Origin of the sequence: uncultured Roseobacter sp. (assembly GCF_947493125.1) — a bacterium.
Lineage (GTDB): Bacteria > Pseudomonadota > Alphaproteobacteria > Rhodobacterales > Rhodobacteraceae > Roseobacter.
The window spans coordinates 221,998-242,846 of sequence record NZ_CANLQB010000004.1; the positions used below are offsets into that span (position 1 = coordinate 221,998).

Consider the following 20,849-nt stretch of genomic DNA (forward strand, 5'->3'; position numbering starts at 1 on the left):
GGAGCTCCCTTCATGTCCGACGCCGCGCCGCAAACCAAGTTCAAACGGGTCATGCTGAAAATCTCGGGCGAGGCGTTGATGGGGGATCAGGGGTTCGGGCTGAACCCGCCCACGGTGGAGCGGATCGCGCGCGAAGTGCAGTCGGTGCATGAGCTGGGTGTCGAGATCTGCATGGTGATCGGCGGCGGCAATATCTTCCGCGGGCTGCAGGGCTCGGCCCAGGGGATGGAGCGGACCACGGCGGATTATATGGGGATGCTGGCGACGGTGATGAACGCGCTGGCGATGCAGTCCGCGCTGGAGGGCTTGGGCATTCATACGCGGGTGATTTCGGCGATCACCATGAATGAGGTGGCGGAGCCTTACATCCGGCGCCGTGCGGTGCGCCACCTTGAGAAGAAACGGGTCTGCATTTTTGCAGCCGGGACGGGCAACCCCTATTTCACCACCGATACGGCGGCGACGCTGCGCGCCAACGAGATGTCCTGCCAGGCGATCTTCAAGGGCACCAAGGTGGACGGCGTCTATGACAAGGACCCGGCGAAACACGATGATGCCAAGCGCTATGAGCAGGTGAGCTATGACGATGTGCTGGCCAAGCGGTTGGGGGTGATGGACGCCTCGGCCATCGCGCTGGCCCGGGACAACAACCTGCCGATCATCGTCTTTTCGCTGGATGAGCCCGGGGGCTTCCGTGGCATCCTCGCGGGCGAGGGCACCTATACGCGCGTGCAGGGCTAGAAGGGCACTGCCACCGGGGTCCGGATGAACGCGCGCAACTCCTTCTGGCCTTTCGACAGTTTCCTGATCTATACACAAGCGCAAACGTGAGGGCGCGCACCGTCAGCGGGCCCGGTAAGAGACTTGTGGCAGGAAGAATTATGTCAGACGACTTTATGCTGGACACCGATGATCTGGAACGGCGCATGGATGGGGCCATGGCCAATCTGCGCACCGAGTTCGCAAGCTTGCGCACCGGCCGCGCCTCGGCCTCGATGCTGGAGCCGGTGATGGTGGACGCCTATGGCGCGTTGACCCCGATCAACCAGGTGGGCACCGTGAACGTGCCCGAGCCGCGCATGGTCACCATCAATGTCTGGGACAAGGCGCTGGTCGGCAAGGTGGAGAAGGCGATCCGCGAGAGCGGCCTCGGCATCAACCCGCAGCTCAACGGCACCATCATCATGCTGCCGATCCCGGAACTCAACGAAGAGCGGCGCCGCGAACTGACCAAGGTGGCCGGACAATATGCCGAGAACGCCCGCGTCTCGGTGCGCAATGTGCGTCGGGACGGGATGGATCAGATCAAAAAGGCCAAGGGGGATGGCCTGTCGGAGGACGACCAGAAGCTCTGGGAAAGTGAGGTCCAGGACATCACCGACCGGCATATCAAGTCGATTGACGACATGCTCGAGACCAAGCAGAGCGAGATCATGCAGGTCTGACCGGGGCGCGGAGCGACCTCGGAACCAGCTTTGATGCGGCATTTGCGCGTCAACACACTGATAGAGGGCCCGCAGGCCGGCCCCTCCATCGCCTTCGGAGCCGCCTGACGGTCAGGCGCGCACCCCACAGGAGACCATTATGGCGGGCATGCCCCAACCTCAAGTCGACCTGATCCCGGGCTGTCCGCGCCATGTGGCCATCATCATGGATGGCAACGGACGCTGGGCCACGCAACGGGGCCGGCCCCGCCTCTATGGCCACCACGCAGGTGCCCGGCGGGTGCGCGAGATCGTCGAGAGCTGTCCGCAGATCGGGGTGGATTACCTGACGATCTTCGCCTTCTCCACCGAGAACTGGAAGCGCACGCAGGTCGAGGTCGCGGGGCTGATGAGCCTGTTTCGGCGTTACATCATCAAGGAGACCCGCGCGCTGGTGGAATCGGGTGTGCGCGTTCGGTTCATCGGAGACCGGGTGCGGCTCGACAAGAAGCTGATCGAGATGATGAGCGATCTTGAGACCGCCACGCAGCAGAACACGCGGGTGCATCTGACCATTGCGATCAACTATGGCGGGCGGGACGAGGTGGCGCGCGCCACCAAGCGGCTGGCCGCGGATGTGGCCGAGGGCAAGCTGAGCCCCGACGATGTGGATGAGGAAACGCTGCCGCGCTATCTCGATACGCATGTTCTGCCCGACCCGGATCTGGTGATCCGCACCAGCGGTGAGGCGCGGATTTCCAATTTCCTGCTCTGGCAGTCGGCCTATTCCGAATATGAGTTCATCGACACGCTCTGGCCCGATTTCACCCGCGATGAGTTTCAGCATCTCTGCGCGGCCTTTGGGGGCCGCGATCGCCGCTATGGCGGCGTGAAAGGGTAAGCGCGCCGTGGCCGAGGTGGGGGAGAAGTGGTCGGATCTGGCGACGCGGATGGGCTCGGGTGCGGCGATGGTGGTGCTGGGGCTTGCCGGGGTCTGGGCCGGGGGGCATGTCTTTCACGTGATGGTGGCCGCGATCTGCGGGATCATGGTCTGGGAACTGGCGGTGATGATCCGCGCGCCGGCGCGCGTGCCGCTGCAGATGGGTCTGCTGACCGGTGCGGCGCTGCTTCTGGCGAGCTATCTGCCGGTGGGCTTTGCGCTGCCGATCCTGCTGGCCTCGGCGCTGGTGGGCTTTGGCCAGCTGACCCAGTTCCGCACGATCTACATGGTGTTCACGGTGATGGTGCTGCTCGCCGGCTTTGGCATGCTGGCGGTGCGCGACACGCTGGGCTTCAACTGGATGCTCTGGATGGTGCTGGTGGTCGTGGCCACGGATGTGGTGGGGTATTTCGCCGGGCGCCTCATCGGAGGGCCCAAGTTCTGGCCGCGGGTGAGCCCGAAGAAGACCTGGGCGGGCACCGGCTTCGGCTGGGTCGGGGCGGCGGCGGTCGGGGCGCTCTTCATGGCCAACACCGGGGCGGGCGCGCAGCTGATCGGGATTTCCGTGGCTGTCTCCATGGCGAGCCAGATGGGGGACATCGCCGAGAGCGCGATCAAGCGGCGCGTGGGCGTGAAGGACAGCTCGAACCTGATCCCCGGTCATGGCGGTCTGCTCGACCGGTTTGACGGCATGCTGGGGGCGGCGATCTTTCTGCTGATCATCGGAGGGCCACTGATCGGGGCCTCCGTGACGCTGAGGTGAGCGTGCGCCGGGTCAGCATCTTCGGGGCCACGGGCTCCATCGGCCAGAACACCATCGATTTGATTGCGCGCGCGCCGGGGGAGTATCAGGTGGTCGCGCTGACGGGCGCCAGCAACATTGCGCAGCTGGCCCGCGATGCGCGGCGGCTGAAGGCCGAGGTGGCGGTGACGGCGCATGATCATTTGCTGGAAGAGTTACGCGCAGCACTGGCGGGCAGTGGCATCGAGGCCGCGGCCGGAACCGCGGCGGTGACCGAGGCCGCCGCGCGCCCGGCGGACTGGGTGATGTCGGCGATTGTGGGCGCGGCGGGGCTTGCGCCTGGGCTGACCGCGCTGGAGCAGGGCGGCACGCTGGCGCTGGCCAACAAGGAATCGCTGGTCTGCGCGGGGCAGCTCATGCTGTCGACCGCCAAGGCCCATGGCGCGCGGCTGCTGCCGGTGGACAGCGAGCATTCGGCAGTGTTTCAGGCGCTGGTGGGCGAGGATATGGGCGCGGTGGAGCGGGTGATCATCACTGCCAGCGGCGGCGCCTTTCGCGACTGGCCCATCGAGGATCTGGCGAAGGCGACGCTGGCCGAGGCCTCCAGCCACCCGAATTGGGACATGGGGCAGCGGATCACCATCGATTCCGCCTCGATGTTCAACAAGGCGATGGAACTGATTGAAACGCGGGAGTATTTCGCGGTGGCGCCGCAGCAGATCGAGGTGCTGATCCACCCCGAATCGATGATCCATGCGATGGTGGGCTTTCGCGATGGCGCGCTGATGGCGCATGTGGGCCCGGCGGACATGCGGCACGCCATCGGATACGCGCTGCATTGGCCGGAGCGGCGTGATCTGCCGGTGGACCGGCTGGACCTGGCGCAGATCGGGCAGCTGAGTTTCCGCGCACCCTGCGAGACGCGCTGGCCCGCGCTGCGGCTGGCGCGCGAGGTGATGGAGACGGGCGGGCTCGCCGGGGCGGTGTTCAACGCCGCCAAGGAAAGCGCGCTTGATGCCTTCATCGCCGAGGAGATCGGATTTAACGAGATGGCCATCGTTGTGGAGGAGGTCCTGACGCAGATGTCAGCGACAGCCGGTCATATTGATGCCACGATGACCCTTGATAACGTGGCGCGAGTGGACCATGTGGCACGACAGACGGCACGCGCGGTCATTCACAGCAGAGCAGGTTAGATTTTGGACATTTTCGCGTTGATCCCGCAGTTCGGCGGGTTGATCTGGACCATTGCGGCCTTTGTGCTCGCGCTCTCGGTGATCGTGGCGATCCATGAATATGGCCACTACATCGTGGGGCGCTGGTCGGGGATCCATGCGGATGTCTTTTCCATCGGCTTCGGCCCGGTCCTGTGGTCTCGGGTGGACCGGCGCGGCACGCAGTGGCAGATCGCCGCTTTGCCGTTTGGCGGATATGTGAAGTTTGCCGGGGACGCCAATGCCGCCTCGGGCAAGGACGAAGAGGCGATGGCAGCGGCGGAAGCGGACCCGAAGCGGCTGCGGGCCACCATGCATGGCGCGCCGCTCTGGGCGCGGGCGGCGACTGTGGCCGCAGGTCCGATCTTCAACTTTGTGCTGTCAATCATCGTGTTTGCCGCCGTGGTCGCGACCAGCGGCGTGTCGCGCGACCCGCTGACAGTGGGGGACCTGCGCCCGCTGCCGGTCGAGGCGCGGGGCTTGCAGGTTGGTGACGAGGTCATCGGTGTCAATGGTGTGCCGGTGCCGAGCATGGAAGACGCGGAGGCCTATGCCACCTTCATCGACGGGCTGCCGCTGGAGCCTCTGCTGGACTATACCGTGCGCCGCGAGGGGTCTCAGAGGGTTGTCCCGGGTGCCTATCTGTTGCCGCCGCTGGTCTCGGGTGTCAGCCCGCAGAGTGCGGCAATGGGCGCGGGGCTGGAGGTGGACGATGTGATCATCGCGGTTGATGGCGACCCGATTTTCGCCTTCGACCAGCTGAAGGAGCGCGTCGAGGGCGGCGATGGCGCGCCGCTTGCGCTGCGCGTCTGGCGCGGCGGTGACGAGATCGACGTGACGCTGACTCCGAAACGCGTGGACGAACCGCAGCGCGATGGGGGCTTTGTGACCCAGTGGCGCATCGGCATTGCGGGCGGACTCGCATTTGAACCGGCGACGGAGACACCGGGCATTGGCGAGGCGCTGGCCAGCGGCGTCCAGCAGACGGGCCGGATCATCGAAGGCTCGCTGAGCGGACTGGCGCATATGATCACGGGCGCCATCAGCACGTGCAATCTGAGCGGGCCCATCGGCATTGCCCAGACCTCCGGCGCGATGGCGAGCCAGGGCGCGCAGTCCTTCATCTGGTTCATCGCGGTGTTGAGCACGGCGGTGGGGCTGCTGAATCTGTTTCCGGTGCCGGCGCTCGATGGCGGACATCTTGTGTTTTACGCCTATGAGGCCGTGGCCGGGAAGCCGCCCAGCGACCGGGCGCTGCGGGTGCTGATGAGCATCGGTCTGGCGACAGTGCTGACCTTGATGGTCTTTGCGTTGGCCAACGATATCTTCTGTCCCTGACCGGATTTTCGCGGATGAAATGCCCTGTTTGAGCCATATTTGGCCAAACTGCAGCCGCATTTGCGCAGTAGGGTGCTCCCAACGGATTGGAGACAGATGATGCAAACGATGCAGAACAGCTACCGCAGCCTGAGCCTTCTGATGGATCTCAATTGGGATCGCGCGCTCTATCTGGGCATGATCACGCTGTCGCTCAGCGCCGGCGCCTGGATCACCTCAGCCCTCGGGTAAAGACGGCGATGACGCCCGCGGCTCGCGCTTGATACGCGGGCACATGGGCGCGCATGTAGTGATCCGCTACTTTCTGACCACATGGTTTTGACAAGACCGGCCATTGTCGGTACTCAGATGAGCATAAACATCTGAGGACGGGGCAGGTCATGAACAGGGGTGATCGGGGCGCAAGCCCGCGGGTTATCGGGCGCAGCACATCGGTATGGTCGGTGCTGCGCATCTTGGGATTTTGTCTGGCATTTTCAGCGCTTTGGATTGCGCAGCAAACGCCGGTACAGGCCCAGCAATTTACGCTGAACAGCATCACGGTGGATGGTAACCTTCGGGTTGGCGATGCCGCGATCCTGACACGGGCCGGAATCGCCCCCGGTCAGACGGTCAGTGCCGCGGAGCTGAACGCGGCCTTCCAGCGGCTGATCGAGTCGGGCCTGTTCGAGGATGTGGACTTTCAGCCCAGCGGCAACAGCCTGCGCATTACCGTCGTCGAATTCCCGACGATCAACCGCATCAGTTTCGAGGGCAACCGGCGCATTGACGATGAGGCGCTGGCAGCGGCGATCAACTCCAACGAGCGGCGGGTCTTCAACCCGGCGCAGGCGGAGCGGGATGCAGAGCTCATCGCCGATGCCTATGCGACCGAAGGGCGCCTGTCGGCCAAAGTGACGCCGACCATCATTCGCCGGTCCGACAATCGCGTGGACCTGGTGTTCGAGATCTTTGAAGGCGATACCATCGAGATCGAGCGGCTGAGCTTTGTCGGCAACCGTGAATTCTCGGACCGGCGGCTGCGGCGGGTGCTCGACACCAAGCAGGCGGGTTTCTTCCGGGCCTTTGTGCGGGCCGACTCGCTGATCGAGGACCGGATCGAGTTCGACCGGCAGCTGCTGCGCGATTTCTACCTGTCGCGGGGCTATATCGACTTCCGCGTCAACTCGGTGAATGCGCAGCTGACCGAAGAGCGGGACGGGTATTTCCTGGTGTTCAACGTGCAGGAAGGTCAGCGTTTCCGCTTTGGTGAGATCACGGTGACCAGCGACGTGCCGGGCGCGGATGCGGATGTGTATCGCGATATTGCCAAGATCCGGCCGGGGGTGGTGTATTCGCCCTCGCTGCTGGAGAACGACATTGCCCGGATGGAGCGGCAGGCGCTGCGCGACGGTGTGGATTTCCTGCGGGTCGAGCCGCGGGTGACGCGGGATGACCGCAATCTCGCGCTGAACATCGAATATGTGCTGACCCGCGGGCCGCGCGTCTTCGTGGAGCGGATCGACATCGAAGGCAACACAACCACGCTGGATCGGGTGATCCGGCGCCAGTTCCGCAGTGTCGAGGGCGACCCCTTCAACCCGCGTGAGATCCGGGAAGCGGCGGAACGGATCCGGGCGCTGGGGTATTTCGAGACAGCGGAGGTGAATGCGCGGGAAGGCTCCACGCCGGACCAGGTGGTCGTGGATGTGGACGTGGAGGAGGCGCCGACCGGCTCGTTCAGCTTTGGTGCGTCTTTCTCGAACAACGATGGTCTGGGCTTTGCCATCCGCTTTGCCGAGGAGAACTTCCTGGGCCGTGGGCAGCGTCTGGCGATCAGCATTTCGACGGCGGAGGATTCCGAGCGCTACAGCATCAATTTCCAGGAGCCGTCGTTCCTGGGACGTGACCTGACCTTCGGGTTGCGTGCGGAGTTCGCGGAGACGGACAGCTCCTTCACCACCTATGACACCGAGCGGATCCTGCTGCAGCCCTCGCTGACCTTCCCGGTGGGTGACAACACACGGTTGCAACTGCGCTATACCATCGAACAGTCGGAGATGACCGCGCGGGAGACCCCGGAGAACGGCGTGGTGATCGGCAATGAGATCGCCGTGGGCGAGCAGACCAGCAGCTCCGTCGGATATCAGTTCACGTATGACACGCGCATCGGCGGGCTTGATCCGAACTCGGGCTACCTGCTGCAGTTCTCGCAGGACTTTGCGGGTCTGGGCGGGGACGCGCAGTACATCCAGACCGTGGCGCGCGCCATTGGTGAGACCCGGGTCTTCAACGAGGAGGTGACCTTGCGCGCCTCGATCGAAGGCGGAGCGCTGGCCTGGAGCGACGGGACCAACCGGGCTGTGGACCGCTTCCTCAACAACACCAACATCATTCGCGGGTTTGAGCCTGGCGGTATCGGGCCGCGCGACCTGTCGGTGAGCGGCGAGGATCCGCTGGGCGGGAACCTCTATCTCGCTGCGCGGTTCGAGGCGGAGTTCCCGCTGGGCCTGCCGGAAGAATACGGGATCATGGGCGGCGTTTTCTACGATGTCGGCAACTTCTGGGATCTGAGTGACGTGAACACCACCGGCGGCACCATTGTCGGTGAGGGGGGATCGTTCCGCCATGTGATCGGCTTTGCGATCCTCTGGGATACGCCTGTCGGCCCCCTGCGGTTCAACTTCACGGATGCGATCAAGAAAGAAGACTTCGACCGCGACCAGAGCTTTGAGCTGACGCTGAGCACGACGTTCTGAGCCGGTGCGGTGGCTGGTGGGCAGTCTGGCGTGTAGTCTGGCAGCCTGCCTGTGGCTTCTGGCCGGGCCTGCTGATGCGCAGCGGTTCGGTCCGGTTCAGAGCCCGATCCTGACGATTGATTCCGATCGGCTGTTTTCGGAGAGCGATTTCGGCAAACAGACCGTGGCCGAGTTCGAGGCGCGGGGCGCGGAACTGGCGGCGGAAAACCGCGGTATCGAAGACCAGCTGGAAACGGAGGAACAGGCGCTCACCGAGCAGCGGGCGACGATGGATCCGACGGAGTTCCGGGAGCTGGCCGATGCCTTTGACGCCAAGGTGCAGACCACGCGCCGCACGCAGGACGCCAAGAACCGCGCGCTCAGTCAGGATTTCGAGCAGCGCAGGAATGTGTTCCTGAATGCTGCCGCACCGGTGCTGGAGGGGCTGATGCGCGAAGCGGGTGCCGCGGTCATCATGGACAAGAGGTCGCTCTTCCTCAGCTCGAACGCCATCGACATCACCGATATGGCGCTCGGGCGGTTGAATGAGGTGCTTGGCGACGGTACAGAGCCGGCCGAATAGGGGCCTCTCACCACGCTTGCTCCACTGACGCCGAGTTGTTAGGCAGAGGGTCAAGCCCTTGAGGACAAAAGGACAGATCCTATGACGCCGCCCGAAGCAGGCCCTTCCACCAGTGCCGACATCCAGCTGATCCAACGGATCATTCCGCATCGCTATCCGTTCCTGCTGGTGGACAAGGTGGTCGACATTGACGGGACAACCTCGGCCAAGGGGATCAAGAATGTCACCATGAACGAGCCGCATTTTCAGGGGCATTTCCCGGGGCTGCCGATCATGCCGGGGGTAACGATCATCGAGGCGATGGCGCAGACCGCGGCGGTGATGGTGGGCGTGTCGCTGGAGATGGCGGACCAGAACATGAAGGTCTACTTCATGGCCATCGACAAGGCCAAGTTCCGCCGCAAGGTGGTGCCCGGCGACGTGCTGGAGATGCAGGTTGAGACGCTGCGGGGCAAGCCCGGCGGCAAGGTCTGGCGCTTCGGCGGCGTGGCGTCGGTGGACGGCGAGATGGCGGCGGAGTGCGAGTTCACCGCGATGATGGATCTGGGGTAGGCGCGGATGAGCAACATTCACCCCAGCGCAGTGATTGAAGAGGGCGCGCAGGTCGATCCCAATGCTACGGTGGGCCCGTTCTGCTGTGTCGGGCGGCAGGTCACGCTGGCGGCGGGGGTGCAGCTCAAGAGCCATGTGGTGGTGACCGGGCAGACCCGGATCGGCGCCGAGACGGTGATCTTTCCCTTCTCCGTGATCGGAGAGATCCCGCAGGACCTGAAGTTCAAGGGGGAGGCGACCGAGCTGGTCATCGGCAAGCGCAACCGCATCCGCGAGCATGTCACGATGAACAGCGGTACCGAAGGCGGGGGCGGGGTGACCCGCATCGGCGATGACAATCTCTTCATGGCGGGCTGTCACATCGCCCATGACGCGATGATCGGCAACCGCTGTGTGATCGTGAATTCGGTGGCCATTGCGGGGCATTGCATCATCGAGGATGACGTGATCGTCGGGGGTCTTTCCGGGGTGCACCAATTCGTGCGCATCGGGCGCGGCGCGATCATCGGGGCCGTGACCATGGTGACGAACGATGTCATCCCCTACGGTCTGGTCCAGGCGCCGCGAGGCGAGCTGGACGGGTTGAACCTTGTGGGGCTCAAGCGGCGTGGCGTGGCGCGGTCGGACATCACGGCGCTGCGGGCCGCATTCCAGATGCTGGCGCAGGGCGAGGGCACCTTTCATGACCGCGCGCGGCGGCTGAAGGACGAGACCACCAGCGACTATGTGCTTGAGATCGTGGATTTCATCCTGGCGGACAGCGACCGCCACTTCCTGACGCCCGGCCGCTGATGCTGGCGCTGGTGGCAGGCCGGGGCGGTTTGCCCGCGCGCATCGCCCGAAGCGTGCCGGAGGCACCGCTGGTGTGCGTGCTGAACGGGTTCGAGCCCGAGGGGCTGGACGCCGATCTGACGTTTCGTTTGGAGCAGATCGGCAGCCTGCTCGCTGATCTGCAGCAGCGGGGCGTGTCCGACGTGTGTTTCTGCGGCGGCATCGAGCGCCCCCCGGTGGACCCGACGGCGATTGATGCGGCGACCCTGCCGCTGGTGCCGACGCTGATGAAGGCCATCGGTTCGGGCGATGACGGCGCGCTGAGCGCGGTGATCGGGATCTTCGAGGAAAAAGGGTTCACCGTGCGGGCGGCCCATGATCTGGTGCCGGACCTGTTGGTGAGCGAAGGCGTGCTGAGCGCGGCACAGCCCGACGATCAGATGACCTCGGACATGGCGCGCGGCAGTGAGGTGCTGGCGGCCCTTGCGCCGCTCGATGTGGGGCAGGGCTGTGTCGTGGGGGCCGGGCAGATCTGGGGAATCGAGACGCTGGGCGGGACAGATCACATGTTGCAAACCCTGCCGGAGCGAGCCGCAAAAGCCCGCGCCATTCTGGTCAAGGGCCCCAAACGCGGGCAGGACCTGCGCGTTGACATGCCCACCATCGGGCCCGAGACGGTGACGGCCCTGGTGGATGCAGGGCTGGCAGGCCTTGTCGTGGAAGCGGGAGGCGTGATCCTTCTGGAGCCCGAAGCAACGGTCGCTGCTGCAGATGCGGCGGGGCTCGTGCTCTGGGCCCGCGCGCCCGACTGATGAAGGTGTTCATCATCGCGGGCGAGCCCTCGGGCGATCGCCTGGGTGGCGCGCTGATGGCGGGGCTGAAAGCGCTCAATCCGGAGGTGCAGTTCGACGGGATCGGCGGCGCAGAGATGCAGGCGCAGGGGCTGGTCAGCCGCTTTCCGATGGATGAGTTGAGCGTTATGGGGATCGCCGAGATCCTGCCCAAGTATCGCGCGCTGATGGCGCGGATCAATGAGACGGCACAGGCGGTGATCGAGACGGCACCAGACGTGATGATCACCATCGACAGCCCGGATTTCTCGCTGCGGGTGGCGCGACGCGTGAAGGCTGCGTGCGACATTCGCACGGTGCACTATGTGGCGCCGACGGTCTGGGTGTGGCGACCAAAACGGGCGCAGAAGATGGCGAAGGTGATCGACCATGTGCTGGCGCTGTTCCCGTTTGAGCCGCCGCTGATGACCTTGGACGGCATGGTCTGTGATTTCGTGGGGCATCCTGTGGTGGCCGAGCCGCAGGCGACGGAAGCGGAGGCGCTGGCCTTCCGGGAGGCGAAAGGGATCGGAAGCGCGCCGCTGTTGCTGGTGCTGCCCGGCTCGCGGCGGGGCGAGGTGGAGCGGTTGGGCGACATCTTCGGAAAGGCGATTGCACCGGTTCTGGACAGGCACCCCGATCTGAAGGTGGTGGTTCCCGCCGCCGGACCGGTGGCGGATGTGGTGCTGGAGAAGGTACGGGGCTGGCCCGCCGCGCCGATTGTGCTCGACCCGCGGGACATGAACGTCGACGCGGCGAGGCGGATCAAACGGGCGGCATTCCGGGCGGCGGATGTGGCGTTGGCGGCCTCCGGGACCGTGTCGCTGGAGCTGGCCGCGGCGCGCACGCCGATGGTGATCGCCTACAAGATGAACTGGATTTCGTTCAACATTATCAAGGCGATGGCGCTGGTTGATACGGTGACGCTGGTGAACCTAGTTTCCGACACCCGCGTGGTTCCGGACTTCCTGGGCCCTGATTGTACGCCGGAGAAAATCGGCGCAGGTATTCTGGATGTCATGGCGGCGCCGGAGGCGCAGCAGGCGGCCATGGAGGTCACGATGCAGCGGCTGGGTGAGGGCGGGGAGGATCCGGGGCTGCGGGCGGCTCTTGCGGTACTGTCGCGCCTGCCCTCAAAAGGACAGGCTGACGCCTGACGCGATTCGTTTGGCCCTGATGGGCCAAACCGGCGCCACGATGTCGTGGCGCGCGTGTCTCAGCCCTTGTGAATCCAGCCACCGCCGTAGATGCGGCTGCTGTCCGGATCGTAGAAAACGCAGGCCTGGCCCGGAGAGATGCCTTCTTCGGGGGTGATCAGCTCCACCGTCGCCTCCGTGGCGCTGAGCGGGCGGAGGATGGCTTCGGTTGGGGGGCGGGTTGACCGCACCTTGACCGCCAGGGGCCAGGCATCGCGGGACGCAAAGGGCGCGTCACCGAGCCAGTTGATCTCGCGCACCGGCACGGAGCGGGTGGCCAGCATCTCTTTGGGACCGACGATCACCTGCTTTGCGTCCGGATCCAGTTTCACGACGTAGAGCGGTTCGGCGAGCCCACCGATCCCGAGGCCGCGCCGCTGCCCGATGGTGTAGTTGATCACCCCGTCGTGGAGGCCCAGCACGCGCCCGTCCGCATGCACGATGTCGCCCGGGTCGGCGGCGTCGGGGCGCAGTTTGCGGATCACCGCGGCGTAATCGCCGTTGGGCACGAAGCAGATATCCTGGCTGTCGGGCTTGTCCGCAACGCTCAGACCGTATTTGGCCGCGAGCGCGCGGGTCTCTGCCTTCGACGTCAGATGCCCAAGCGGAAAGCGAAGAAAATCAAGCTGTTCCGGGGTGGTCGAGAAGAGGAAATAGCTCTGATCGCGCGCGGCATCTGCGGCGGCATGAAGCTCGGCGCCTTGCGCGCCCATCTTGCGCTGGATGTAGTGGCCGGTCGCCATGCAATCGGCCTCCAGATCTCTGGCCGTCTCGAGCAGATCCTTGAACTTGACGCGTTCATTGCAGCGAATGCAGGGCACCGGCGTGGCGCCGCCCAGATAGCTGTCGGCGAACTCGTCGATCACGGCGTCCTTGAAGATATTTTCATAGTCCAGGACGTAATGCGGGAAGCCCATGGTCTCGGCCACGCGGCGCGCATCATGGATGTCGAGCCCGGCACAGCAGGCGCCTTTCTTGGCCAGCGCCGCACCGTGATCATAGAGCTGCAATGTGACGCCAACGACGTCATATCCTTCTTCGGCCAGCATCGCGGCCACAACGGAACTATCGACGCCGCCGGACATGGCGACGACGACCCGCGTGTCGGCAGGCGCCTTGGCAATCCCGAGGGAATTCAGCGGGGTTGTGTGATCAAGCGGCATGGGTCTCTCCGGCGGTCGAAGAAAATATAGGAAAATCCTAACTACTCTCAAGAGCGCGCTTCATGGGTCTTTAAGGCCCTCGCGTCAAGATCTGCCCAACAAACTTGTAATGGGTATGAGTGATGTATCTGAAGAAAGTGGATGGTCCGAGATCGGTGACACTGGCCGACGGCAGTGTGATGACACAAGCCGATCTTCCGCCGGCCAATACAAAGCGTTGGGTGGCATCCCGCAAGGCTGCGGTGGTGCGCGGTGTCGCCTATGGGTTGATCGCACAGAGCGAGGCGCTCAAGCGGTATCAGATCAGCGAGGACGAGTTCCACGAGTGGGTGAAGGCTGTGTCAGAGCATGGTGAGGATGCTCTGAAAGCCACAGCGCTACAAAGATATAGACAACCTTAAGTTGTTAAGATAAGTTTATCGCAGACGGTAACGTGTGATTAACCCTTTTTGTGCACGGTTAATTTCGACGAAAACGTTCACCCGATGCGGAGAAAATCATGCGCGTACTGCTAGTGGAAGACGACCCCACGACCTCGAAGAGCATCGAACTGATGCTGACACACGCCAATCTGAACGTCTATGCGACGGATCTGGGAGAGGAAGGGATCGATCTTGCAAAGCTGTATGACTATGATCTCATCCTGCTGGACCTCGATCTGCCGGACATGAACGGGCATGAGGTGCTGCGGCAGTTGCGCCTGTCCCGCATCGAAACCCCGATCCTGATCCTCTCCGGCGCCGATGACACGGAAAACAAGATCAAGGGGTTCGGGTTCGGCGCGGACGACTATCTCACCAAACCGTTCCATCGCGAAGAACTCGTGGCGCGCATCCATGCCATCATCCGCCGCTCCAAGGGGCATTCGCAATCGGTGATCGATACCGGGCTGATTTCCGTCAATCTGGATGCGAAGACGGTGAGTGCCGACAACAAGCCGGTGCATCTGACCGGCAAGGAATACCAGATGCTGGAGCTTTTGTCGCTGCGCAAGGGCACGACACTGACCAAGGAGATGTTCCTCAATCATCTTTACGGCGGCATGGATGAGCCGGAACTGAAGATCATCGACGTCTTCATCTGCAAACTTCGCAAGAAGCTGAGCAACGCGACGGGCGGCGAAAACTATATCGAGACGGTTTGGGGGCGCGGATATGTGCTGCGTGACCCGGAACCCAGCCAGGCGGATGACCCGCAACGCCTTGCCATAGGCGCCTGACGAGCAGCGGCGACGTGGTCCGGCCCCGGAGGCTGGCGCCGGACCAGACGGTGGGCATCATACCCGACGAAATCAACTGGACCTGATCCGGACCTGCGCATATCTAGTCAGATGGGCGACATGGAAAGGGTTGGGTCTTGGCGTCTGTGACGGATATCGAAGAACTGAGCGAGGATGCGGCGAAAGCCGAACTCGCCCGTCTTTCGGAGCTTCTGAACAAGGCCAACACAGCCTATCACGGCGACGACGATCCGGACATCTCGGATGCGGACTACGATGCGCTCAAGCGGCGCAACGCGCAAATTGAGGCGCGGTTTCCGCATCTGAAGCGGGCTGACAGCCCCTCCGAGCAGGTCGGGTCGGCTCCGGCAGAAGGGTTTTCCAAAGTCACCCATGAGGTGGCGATGCTCTCCCTGTCCAACGGATTTGACGCAGAGGACATCAGCGACTTTGATGCGCGCATTCGTAGATACCTCGCACTCGAGGCGGACGCGGCGCTGTCCTATACCGCCGAGCCGAAGATAGACGGGCTGTCCTTGTCTCTCAGGTATGAAGGCGGCGCGCTCGTGCAGGCCGCGACGCGCGGCGATGGCCGTGTCGGCGAAAACGTCACTGCGAACGCCCGAACGATTGCAGATATTCCCACAAGTATTGTGGGTGCGCCGGATGTGCTGGAGGTCCGCGGCGAGGTCTACATGTCGCATCCGGATTTCGAGGCGCTGAATGCGCGGCAGGCCGAGGCCGGCGGCAAGGTGTTTGCCAACCCGCGGAATGCGGCGGCCGGGTCCTTACGGCAGTTGGATGCGGAGATCACCCGGGCGCGCCCGCTGCGGTTCTTTGCCTATGCCTGGGGGGCGCTCTCGGAACCCCTGGCCGAGACGCAGATGGGTGCGATCGACCGCCTGGGGGAGATGGGATTTCAGACAAATCCTTTGACACGGATCTGCGCGGGGCCTCAGGAGTTGATGGCGCACTACGACGAGATCGAAGCGCAGCGCGCGACATTGGGCTACGACATCGACGGCGTTGTCTACAAGGTCAACGATCTGGCACTGCAGGATCGGCTCGGCTTCAGGTCCACGACGCCCCGTTGGGCGATTGCCCATAAGTTTCCTGCAGAGCTTGCCTGGACCCGGCTCGAGGCGATTGACATTCAGGTTGGCCGCACCGGGGCGCTCTCGCCGGTCGCGCGGCTGCATCCGGTGACGGTGGGTGGCGTTGTGGTCTCAAATGCGACGCTGCACAACGAAGACTATGTGTCGGGTCGCGACAACAAGGGCGCAACCATACGGGACGGCAAGGACATTCGCGTCGGCGATTGGGTGCAGGTCTACCGTGCGGGCGATGTGATCCCGAAGGTCGCCGATGTGGATCTGAACAAAAGGCCCGCGGATGCGGAGCCTTACGTGTTTCCACAGCGCTGCCCGGAATGTGGCAGCGCCGCGGTGCGGGAACCTGGCGATGCGGTGCGGCGGTGTACCGGCGGGCTGATCTGCCCGGCGCAGGCGGTTGAAAAACTCAAACACTTCGTGTCACGCGCCGCGTTTGACATCGAAGGCCTCGGCGCCAAGCAGGTCGAACAGTTCTATACGGATCAATGGATCCGGGAGCCTGCGGATATCTTCACGCTGCGCGCACGCTATGGATCCGGCGTGCAACAACTCAAGAACCGTGAGGGCTGGGGCGAGAAATCTGCGACCAATCTTTTCGACGCGATAGATGATCGGCGCAAGATCACCTTGTCCCGGCTGATTTTTTCGCTCGGGATCCGGCACGTCGGCGAGGCAGCGTCGAATACCATTGCCATGCACTATACCGATTGGGCGACGTTTGATGCGGCCATGCGAGCGGCGCAGGACAGCGAAACCCCGGCGTGGCAGGATCTGATCGATATCGACGGGGTCGGCACCGTGATGGCGACGTCGCTGGTGCAGACCTTGGCGCAGCCGGCGGAACGCGCGTCAATTGATCGCCTGATTGCGGAGCTTGACGTCCAGCCGGTTGCGCGGCCCAAGACCGACGGAAGCCCGGTGGCGGGCAAGATCGTCGTCTTTACCGGAACGCTTGAAAAGATGACCCGCGCCGAAGCCAAGGCGCGCGCGGAGCGGCTGGGCGCCAAGGTGTCGGGGTCCGTGTCGGCCAAGACCGACATCGTGATCGCCGGGCCGGGCGCCGGATCAAAGGCCAAGAAGGCCGCGGAATTGGGGATCGAGACGCTCGATGAGGATGGCTGGCTGTCGCTGATCGCGGGCGTATGAGCGGGCGGCCCGAAGAGCTGTTTCCGCTGTTTTCCGAAGTGCGCACGCTGCCGGGGATCGGGCCGAAAACGGCCGCACATATGGAAGCACTGGGTATCCGGGCGCCACGCGACCTGCTGTTCACGCTTCCGCAGTCGGGGATTGATCGCCGCCGGCGCGATACCATTCGGGGCGCGGTTCTCCCGGCGACGCTCACTGTCGCCGTGCAGATCGGGCCTCATACAGCGCCGCGGACGAAGCGCGGGGCCTACCGCGTTCATGTGGAGGACGCCGAAACCTCCTTTCAGCTCGTATTTTTTCATGTCCGTGGTGATTATTGGAAAAACGCGCTGCCGGAGGGGAGCCGCCGGGTGGTGTCGGGGAAGGTGGAGAGCTTCGAGGGGATCGCACAGATGGTGCACCCTGATCACATTGTGACCGAGGAGGCGGCGGAGACGATCCCCGCGTTTGAGCCGGTTTATCCGCTCACGGCGGGTGTGACGCAGAAGCTGATGGTCAAAGCAGCCGGGGGGGCGCTTGAGCGGGTCCCGGACATGTTTGAATGGATTGACCCAGCGCAGAAATCAAAAGTCGGGTGGCCCGATTTTCCGGAGGCCGTTCAGGCGGCACACCGGCCTCAGGCTCAGGCGGATCTGGCGCTGACGGCACCGGCGCGTGAGCGTTTGGCGTATGACGAGTTGCTGGCGCACCAGCTGACCCTGGCATTGGCCCGGGCGACGGAACGCCGCAAGCCGGGCCGTGCGACGGTTGGCACCGGACAGTTGCAGTCTGCGGTGTTGGCCCGATTGCCCTATCGCCCGACGCAGGCGCAGACCCGCGCAATCGAGGAGATCAACGCCGATATGGCGGCGCCGACGCGGATGAGCCGCTTGCTGCAAGGCGATGTCGGTGCGGGCAAAACGCTTGTGGCGTTCATGGCGCTGCTACGGGCTGTTGAGGGCGGCGGGCAGGGGGTGCTGATGGCGCCCACGGAGATCCTTGCGCGGCAGCACATGGAATCGCTTGCGCCACTGGCGCAGGAGGCGGGCGTGGTCCTGGATGTGCTGACCGGGCGTGACAAGGGTGCCGCACGACAGCGGAAGCTGGACGCCCTCGCACGCGGCGAGCTTCATCTGTTGGTGGGCACTCACGCCGTGTTCCAGGCGGATGTGCACTTCGATGATCTGCGGCTGGCCATCATCGACGAGCAGCATCGGTTCGGCGTGCGCCAACGGCTTGAGCTGGGGCGCAAGGGCGACGGCGTGGATGTGCTGGTGATGACCGCAACGCCGATCCCGAGGTCGCTGTCGCTGGCGCAATATGGCGACATGGATGTGTCGGTCCTCGACGAAAAGCCGCCGGGGCGCAAGCCGATCAAGACGGTCATGATCAGCACCGCCCGGATGGACGAGGTGATCGAACGGCTGCGTGCCGTGATTGCCGACGGTCGGCAATGCTACTGGGTCTGCCCGCTTGTCGAGGAGAGCGAAGTGCTCGACCTGACGGCGGCGGAGGCACGATTCAAACGACTGCGGGCCGCTCTGGGGGAGGGCGCGGTCGGGCTGGTGCACGGCCAGCTGTCGCCTGCGGAAAAAGATCAGGCCATGGCGCAGTTCGTGAGTGGGCAGACCAAGGTGCTTGTCGCCACGACTGTGATCGAGGTTGGCGTCAACGTGCCCAACGCCACGATCATGGTCATCGAACGCGCCGAGACCTTCGGGTTGGCCCAGCTGCATCAGCTGCGCGGCCGGGTCGGGCGGGGTGAGGCGGCGTCCACCTGCCTGTTGCTTTATCAGGCGCCGCTGTCCGAGGGCGGGCGCAAGCGGCTGGAGGTCCTGCGCGAGACCGAAGATGGTTTTGCGATTGCCGAGACCGATCTGCAGATGCGCGGGGCTGGCGATCTGATCGGGACAGCTCAATCGGGGATGCCGCGGTTTCGGGTCGCTGATCTGGAGCGGCAGGCCGGATTGATGGCCATTGCCCAGAGTGATGCGAGGCGATTGCTGGCGGACGACCCACAGCTTCGGTCAGAGCGGGGTGCTGCGGCGCGGCTCTTGCTGTGGCTGATGCGTCAGGAGGAGGCGATCCGCTTGATTTCAGTGGGTTAAGGTATGCGAACATAATTTGTTCGCGAATGTTCTTATTAAGTTCTTTACATATGGTTAAAAGTATGAGAACAAATAGGGATCAGAACGGAGAGATGCCATGACCATACTCGCTCAGATCAGATCCATCGCATCGCGGTCGCATGCGACCCTGCTGCAGGATGCGGTTGGAGCGATGGCGCTCATCGTGATGCTGGTGGTGGGCTTGCACCTGCCGTCCTTTATCTGATTTCTGCCTGCGATCTCGCGCCGCGCATAGGCCAGTGCGTTCCCCGAACTGGCATTCGAGACGAACACTGCCTGTTCCCGTCTCGTCAGGGCCTGCCCCCTGCCATATGCGCCGGGTCCCACGTGAGAGACGCTTAACCTGACGCCGCCGTCCTGCTCGGGACGTGCGGCGTTTTTTTTAGAAGGTGTAGGCCAGGCGCAGGCCGCCCCAGTGTTGACCCTTGACGAAGATGGGCGCCGAGAGATCCTTCATCATCTTGAATTCACCACCCCCCATGTCGCGGCGATAGACCTGCAGCAGGAAGGGTTCGGTGTTGCGCCCGGCTTTCAGCCCGACGCGGTCATCAAAGATCCGACGGTTGCGGCAATGGGCCATATTCCAAACCGGATCGTCACCGGGCGGTTGAGAGAATTTGCGATTGTGCGTCGGGAGGTAGCCATTGGTGTCGACGGCGGCGCAAAACACGACCCTGCGATCCATGTCCAGAACAGGTTCCTGCAGAGGGGGCAGCACCTGATCCATAATGCTTGTGCACTCGGCCAGCACCTGTTCGGGATTGGTGCCGGGGATCGGGCGGTAGGTGCGATCAAACAGGCGCGACATCGAGGTGGCGCCCGTGTCGACAGCGTCCTCGAGCGCCTGAGAGAGCTCGCGGGCAAGGCTTTGCACGCGCTGAATGAATGGCGTGTCCGGGGAGTTGCCGCCGATCAGAGCCGTCGACTGTACGATGGTTTCGGAGGTGTCGATCAGGCTCAGGATCCGCTCATGGGTTTGCTCGATTCCGGACGACGTGCTTTGGACAGATGTATCAATGCTCTCGAGAGCCGGGGCAAAGTCGGCCATGGCCGATTCCATGCGGTCGGCTTGTTGCGCGATCCGGTGCGCCTGTTCGTTGGCGGAGGAGATAGAGGTTTCCATCCGACTGAGCGCGGTGTCAGTGCCACCGGCGTTTTCAAGCACATCGGTGGCTTGCGTTGCAATGTCCGAGGCTTCGGTGCCAAGCTCGGTGATCCAGCTGGTCAGGGTGTCGATGTTGTCGGAAATCTCCACCGCAGCGTCGCGGGTTTTCTGTGACAGGTCGTTGATGGCTTCGGCCACGACCGCGAAGCCGCGCCCGGCTTCGCCTGCGCGCGCAGCCTCGATCTTGGCGTTGATGGCCAGCGTGTTGACCTGCGCGGCGATTTTGGCGATTTGCTGGTTGTTGTTCTTGACGGCTGAGAGCGTGTCGCCGACAGTTTCGGTACGTTGCGACAGATCCTGCACCCAGCCGGCGACAGTGCGGGTCTTTTCGCCGGTTGTGCGGACAAGCGCGGCGGAGGACTTTACATTTTCGGCGGTCTCATCCGTGTTCTGCGCCATTGTGCGGACAGCGTCGCGCACGTCTGAATTGGCCTGCTCCATGTCATTTGCACGGGTGCGCAATACGGTGAGCCCATCCCGCTGCGCTTTGGCATGTTCCTCGACCAGATCCAGAAAGCCGGCAATGTCCACGATTTCGTAGCCGAGGGCCGCGGCGGCCTCGGTCAGCCGGTCCGTGTGATGTGTGTCCGAAAGCTGAGGTTGATTTGCCATTCTATACCACCGATGTC

At 63.7% G+C, this 20,849-nt stretch carries 20 protein-coding genes; 18 read left to right on the forward strand and 2 right to left on the reverse strand.

What is annotated here, in order from left to right:
• Positions 1-12: 12 nt before the first annotated feature.
• The 13 genes from pyrH (at position 13) to lpxB (ending at position 12,268) form a co-directional block, all read left to right on the forward strand.
• Positions 13-741 (forward strand): UMP kinase, encoded by a 729-nt coding sequence (gene pyrH, locus Q1A71_RS10265; protein ID WP_299675008.1) that lies wholly within the window; start codon positions 13-15, stop codon positions 739-741.
• 140 nt (positions 742-881) lie between these two features.
• On the forward strand, positions 882-1,445 hold the full coding sequence (frr, locus tag Q1A71_RS10270; RefSeq protein ID WP_299675011.1) for a ribosome recycling factor: 564 nt from the start codon (positions 882-884) through the stop codon (positions 1,443-1,445).
• Positions 1,446-1,593: 148 nt separating this feature from the next.
• Complete coding sequence (uppS, locus tag Q1A71_RS10275) at positions 1,594-2,325, forward strand: polyprenyl diphosphate synthase (protein WP_299675721.1); 732 nt, start codon at positions 1,594-1,596, stop codon at positions 2,323-2,325.
• A gap of 49 nt (positions 2,326-2,374) precedes the next feature.
• A complete protein-coding gene (locus tag Q1A71_RS10280) occupies positions 2,375-3,127 on the forward strand; it encodes a phosphatidate cytidylyltransferase (protein ID WP_299675724.1) in 753 nt (250 codons plus the stop codon).
• Positions 3,128-3,129: 2 nt separating this feature from the next.
• Entirely contained in the window at positions 3,130-4,302 is a 1,173-nt protein-coding gene (gene dxr / locus Q1A71_RS10285; protein WP_299675727.1) for a 1-deoxy-D-xylulose-5-phosphate reductoisomerase, read from the forward strand.
• Between the two features lie 3 nt (positions 4,303-4,305).
• On the forward strand, positions 4,306-5,658 hold the full coding sequence (gene rseP / locus Q1A71_RS10290; protein WP_299675014.1) for an RIP metalloprotease RseP: 1,353 nt from the start codon (positions 4,306-4,308) through the stop codon (positions 5,656-5,658).
• Positions 5,659-5,757: 99 nt separating this feature from the next.
• Positions 5,758-5,889 carry a hypothetical protein gene (locus tag Q1A71_RS10295; RefSeq protein WP_299675017.1) on the forward strand — a complete coding sequence of 44 codons (132 nt, stop codon included), beginning with the start codon at positions 5,758-5,760 and terminating at the stop codon, positions 5,887-5,889.
• Between the two features lie 149 nt (positions 5,890-6,038).
• Positions 6,039-8,396, forward strand: a complete 2,358-nt coding sequence (gene bamA, locus Q1A71_RS10300; RefSeq protein WP_299675020.1) for an outer membrane protein assembly factor BamA — start codon at positions 6,039-6,041, stop codon at positions 8,394-8,396.
• 16 nt (positions 8,397-8,412) lie between these two features.
• Positions 8,413-8,958, forward strand: coding sequence for an OmpH family outer membrane protein (locus tag Q1A71_RS10305; RefSeq protein ID WP_299675023.1), 546 nt, complete (start codon positions 8,413-8,415; stop codon positions 8,956-8,958).
• Positions 8,959-9,039: 81 nt separating this feature from the next.
• Positions 9,040-9,510 (forward strand): 3-hydroxyacyl-ACP dehydratase FabZ, encoded by a 471-nt coding sequence (gene fabZ / locus Q1A71_RS10310; RefSeq protein WP_299675026.1) that lies wholly within the window; start codon positions 9,040-9,042, stop codon positions 9,508-9,510.
• 6 nt (positions 9,511-9,516) lie between these two features.
• Positions 9,517-10,302 carry an acyl-ACP--UDP-N-acetylglucosamine O-acyltransferase gene (gene lpxA, locus Q1A71_RS10315; protein WP_299675029.1) on the forward strand — a complete coding sequence of 262 codons (786 nt, stop codon included), beginning with the start codon at positions 9,517-9,519 and terminating at the stop codon, positions 10,300-10,302.
• On the forward strand, positions 10,302-11,093 hold the full coding sequence (gene lpxI, locus Q1A71_RS10320) for a UDP-2,3-diacylglucosamine diphosphatase LpxI (RefSeq protein WP_299675032.1): 792 nt from the start codon (positions 10,302-10,304) through the stop codon (positions 11,091-11,093). Before lpxA ends, lpxI begins: the two co-directional genes overlap by 1 nt.
• Positions 11,093-12,268, forward strand: a complete 1,176-nt coding sequence (lpxB, locus tag Q1A71_RS10325) for a lipid-A-disaccharide synthase (RefSeq protein ID WP_299675035.1) — start codon at positions 11,093-11,095, stop codon at positions 12,266-12,268. The genes lpxI and lpxB overlap by 1 nt, the downstream gene beginning before the upstream one ends.
• 59 nt (positions 12,269-12,327) lie before the next feature.
• Here the strand turns inward: lpxB and mnmA are convergent, their stop codons facing one another.
• A complete protein-coding gene (gene mnmA / locus Q1A71_RS10330) occupies positions 12,328-13,470 on the reverse strand; it encodes a tRNA 2-thiouridine(34) synthase MnmA (protein WP_299675038.1) in 1,143 nt (380 codons plus the stop codon).
• 122 nt (positions 13,471-13,592) lie between these two features.
• On the opposite strand from mnmA, the gene Q1A71_RS10335 reads away from it, so the two are divergent.
• From Q1A71_RS10335 to Q1A71_RS10355, 5 genes are all read left to right on the forward strand, one after another.
• A complete protein-coding gene (locus Q1A71_RS10335) occupies positions 13,593-13,871 on the forward strand; it encodes a DUF1153 domain-containing protein (RefSeq protein ID WP_299675041.1) in 279 nt (92 codons plus the stop codon).
• Between the two features lie 98 nt (positions 13,872-13,969).
• Positions 13,970-14,689, forward strand: coding sequence for a response regulator transcription factor CtrA (gene ctrA / locus Q1A71_RS10340; RefSeq protein ID WP_299675044.1), 720 nt, complete (start codon positions 13,970-13,972; stop codon positions 14,687-14,689).
• 137 nt (positions 14,690-14,826) lie between these two features.
• On the forward strand, positions 14,827-16,947 hold the full coding sequence (gene ligA / locus Q1A71_RS10345) for an NAD-dependent DNA ligase LigA (RefSeq protein WP_299675047.1): 2,121 nt from the start codon (positions 14,827-14,829) through the stop codon (positions 16,945-16,947).
• A complete protein-coding gene (recG, locus tag Q1A71_RS10350; protein WP_299675050.1) occupies positions 16,944-19,034 on the forward strand; it encodes an ATP-dependent DNA helicase RecG in 2,091 nt (696 codons plus the stop codon). The genes ligA and recG overlap by 4 nt, the downstream gene beginning before the upstream one ends.
• 97 nt (positions 19,035-19,131) lie before the next feature.
• Complete coding sequence (locus Q1A71_RS10355) at positions 19,132-19,260, forward strand: hypothetical protein (protein WP_299675759.1); 129 nt, start codon at positions 19,132-19,134, stop codon at positions 19,258-19,260.
• A gap of 177 nt (positions 19,261-19,437) precedes the next feature.
• Here the strand turns inward: Q1A71_RS10355 and Q1A71_RS10360 are convergent, their stop codons facing one another.
• On the reverse strand, positions 19,438-20,832 hold the full coding sequence (locus Q1A71_RS10360; protein WP_299675053.1) for a methyl-accepting chemotaxis protein: 1,395 nt from the start codon (positions 20,830-20,832) through the stop codon (positions 19,438-19,440).
• Between the last annotated feature and the right edge of the window lie 17 nt (positions 20,833-20,849).

Coding starts and splice junctions, on each gene's coding strand:
- lpxA (WP_299675029.1), top strand. CDS start 9,517: ATGAGCAACATTCACCCCAGCGCAGTGATTGAAGAGGGCGCGCAGGTC.
- uppS (WP_299675721.1), top strand. CDS start 1,594: ATGCCCCAACCTCAAGTCGACCTGATCCCGGGCTGTCCGCGCCATGTG.
- pyrH (WP_299675008.1), top strand. CDS start 13: ATGTCCGACGCCGCGCCGCAAACCAAGTTCAAACGGGTCATGCTGAAA.
- recG (WP_299675050.1), top strand. CDS start 16,944: ATGAGCGGGCGGCCCGAAGAGCTGTTTCCGCTGTTTTCCGAAGTGCGC.
- mnmA (WP_299675038.1), bottom strand. CDS start 13,470: ATGCCGCTTGATCACACAACCCCGCTGAATTCCCTCGGGATTGCCAAG.
- Q1A71_RS10335 (WP_299675041.1), top strand. CDS start 13,593: ATGTATCTGAAGAAAGTGGATGGTCCGAGATCGGTGACACTGGCCGAC.
- ctrA (WP_299675044.1), top strand. CDS start 13,970: ATGCGCGTACTGCTAGTGGAAGACGACCCCACGACCTCGAAGAGCATC.
- bamA (WP_299675020.1), top strand. CDS start 6,039: ATGAACAGGGGTGATCGGGGCGCAAGCCCGCGGGTTATCGGGCGCAGC.
- lpxI (WP_299675032.1), top strand. CDS start 10,302: ATGCTGGCGCTGGTGGCAGGCCGGGGCGGTTTGCCCGCGCGCATCGCC.
- Q1A71_RS10360 (WP_299675053.1), bottom strand. CDS start 20,832: ATGGCAAATCAACCTCAGCTTTCGGACACACATCACACGGACCGGCTG.
- frr (WP_299675011.1), top strand. CDS start 882: ATGTCAGACGACTTTATGCTGGACACCGATGATCTGGAACGGCGCATG.
- Q1A71_RS10295 (WP_299675017.1), top strand. CDS start 5,758: ATGCAAACGATGCAGAACAGCTACCGCAGCCTGAGCCTTCTGATGGAT.
- lpxB (WP_299675035.1), top strand. CDS start 11,093: ATGAAGGTGTTCATCATCGCGGGCGAGCCCTCGGGCGATCGCCTGGGT.
- Q1A71_RS10355 (WP_299675759.1), top strand. CDS start 19,132: ATGACCATACTCGCTCAGATCAGATCCATCGCATCGCGGTCGCATGCG.
- Q1A71_RS10280 (WP_299675724.1), top strand. CDS start 2,375: ATGGGCTCGGGTGCGGCGATGGTGGTGCTGGGGCTTGCCGGGGTCTGG.
- fabZ (WP_299675026.1), top strand. CDS start 9,040: ATGACGCCGCCCGAAGCAGGCCCTTCCACCAGTGCCGACATCCAGCTG.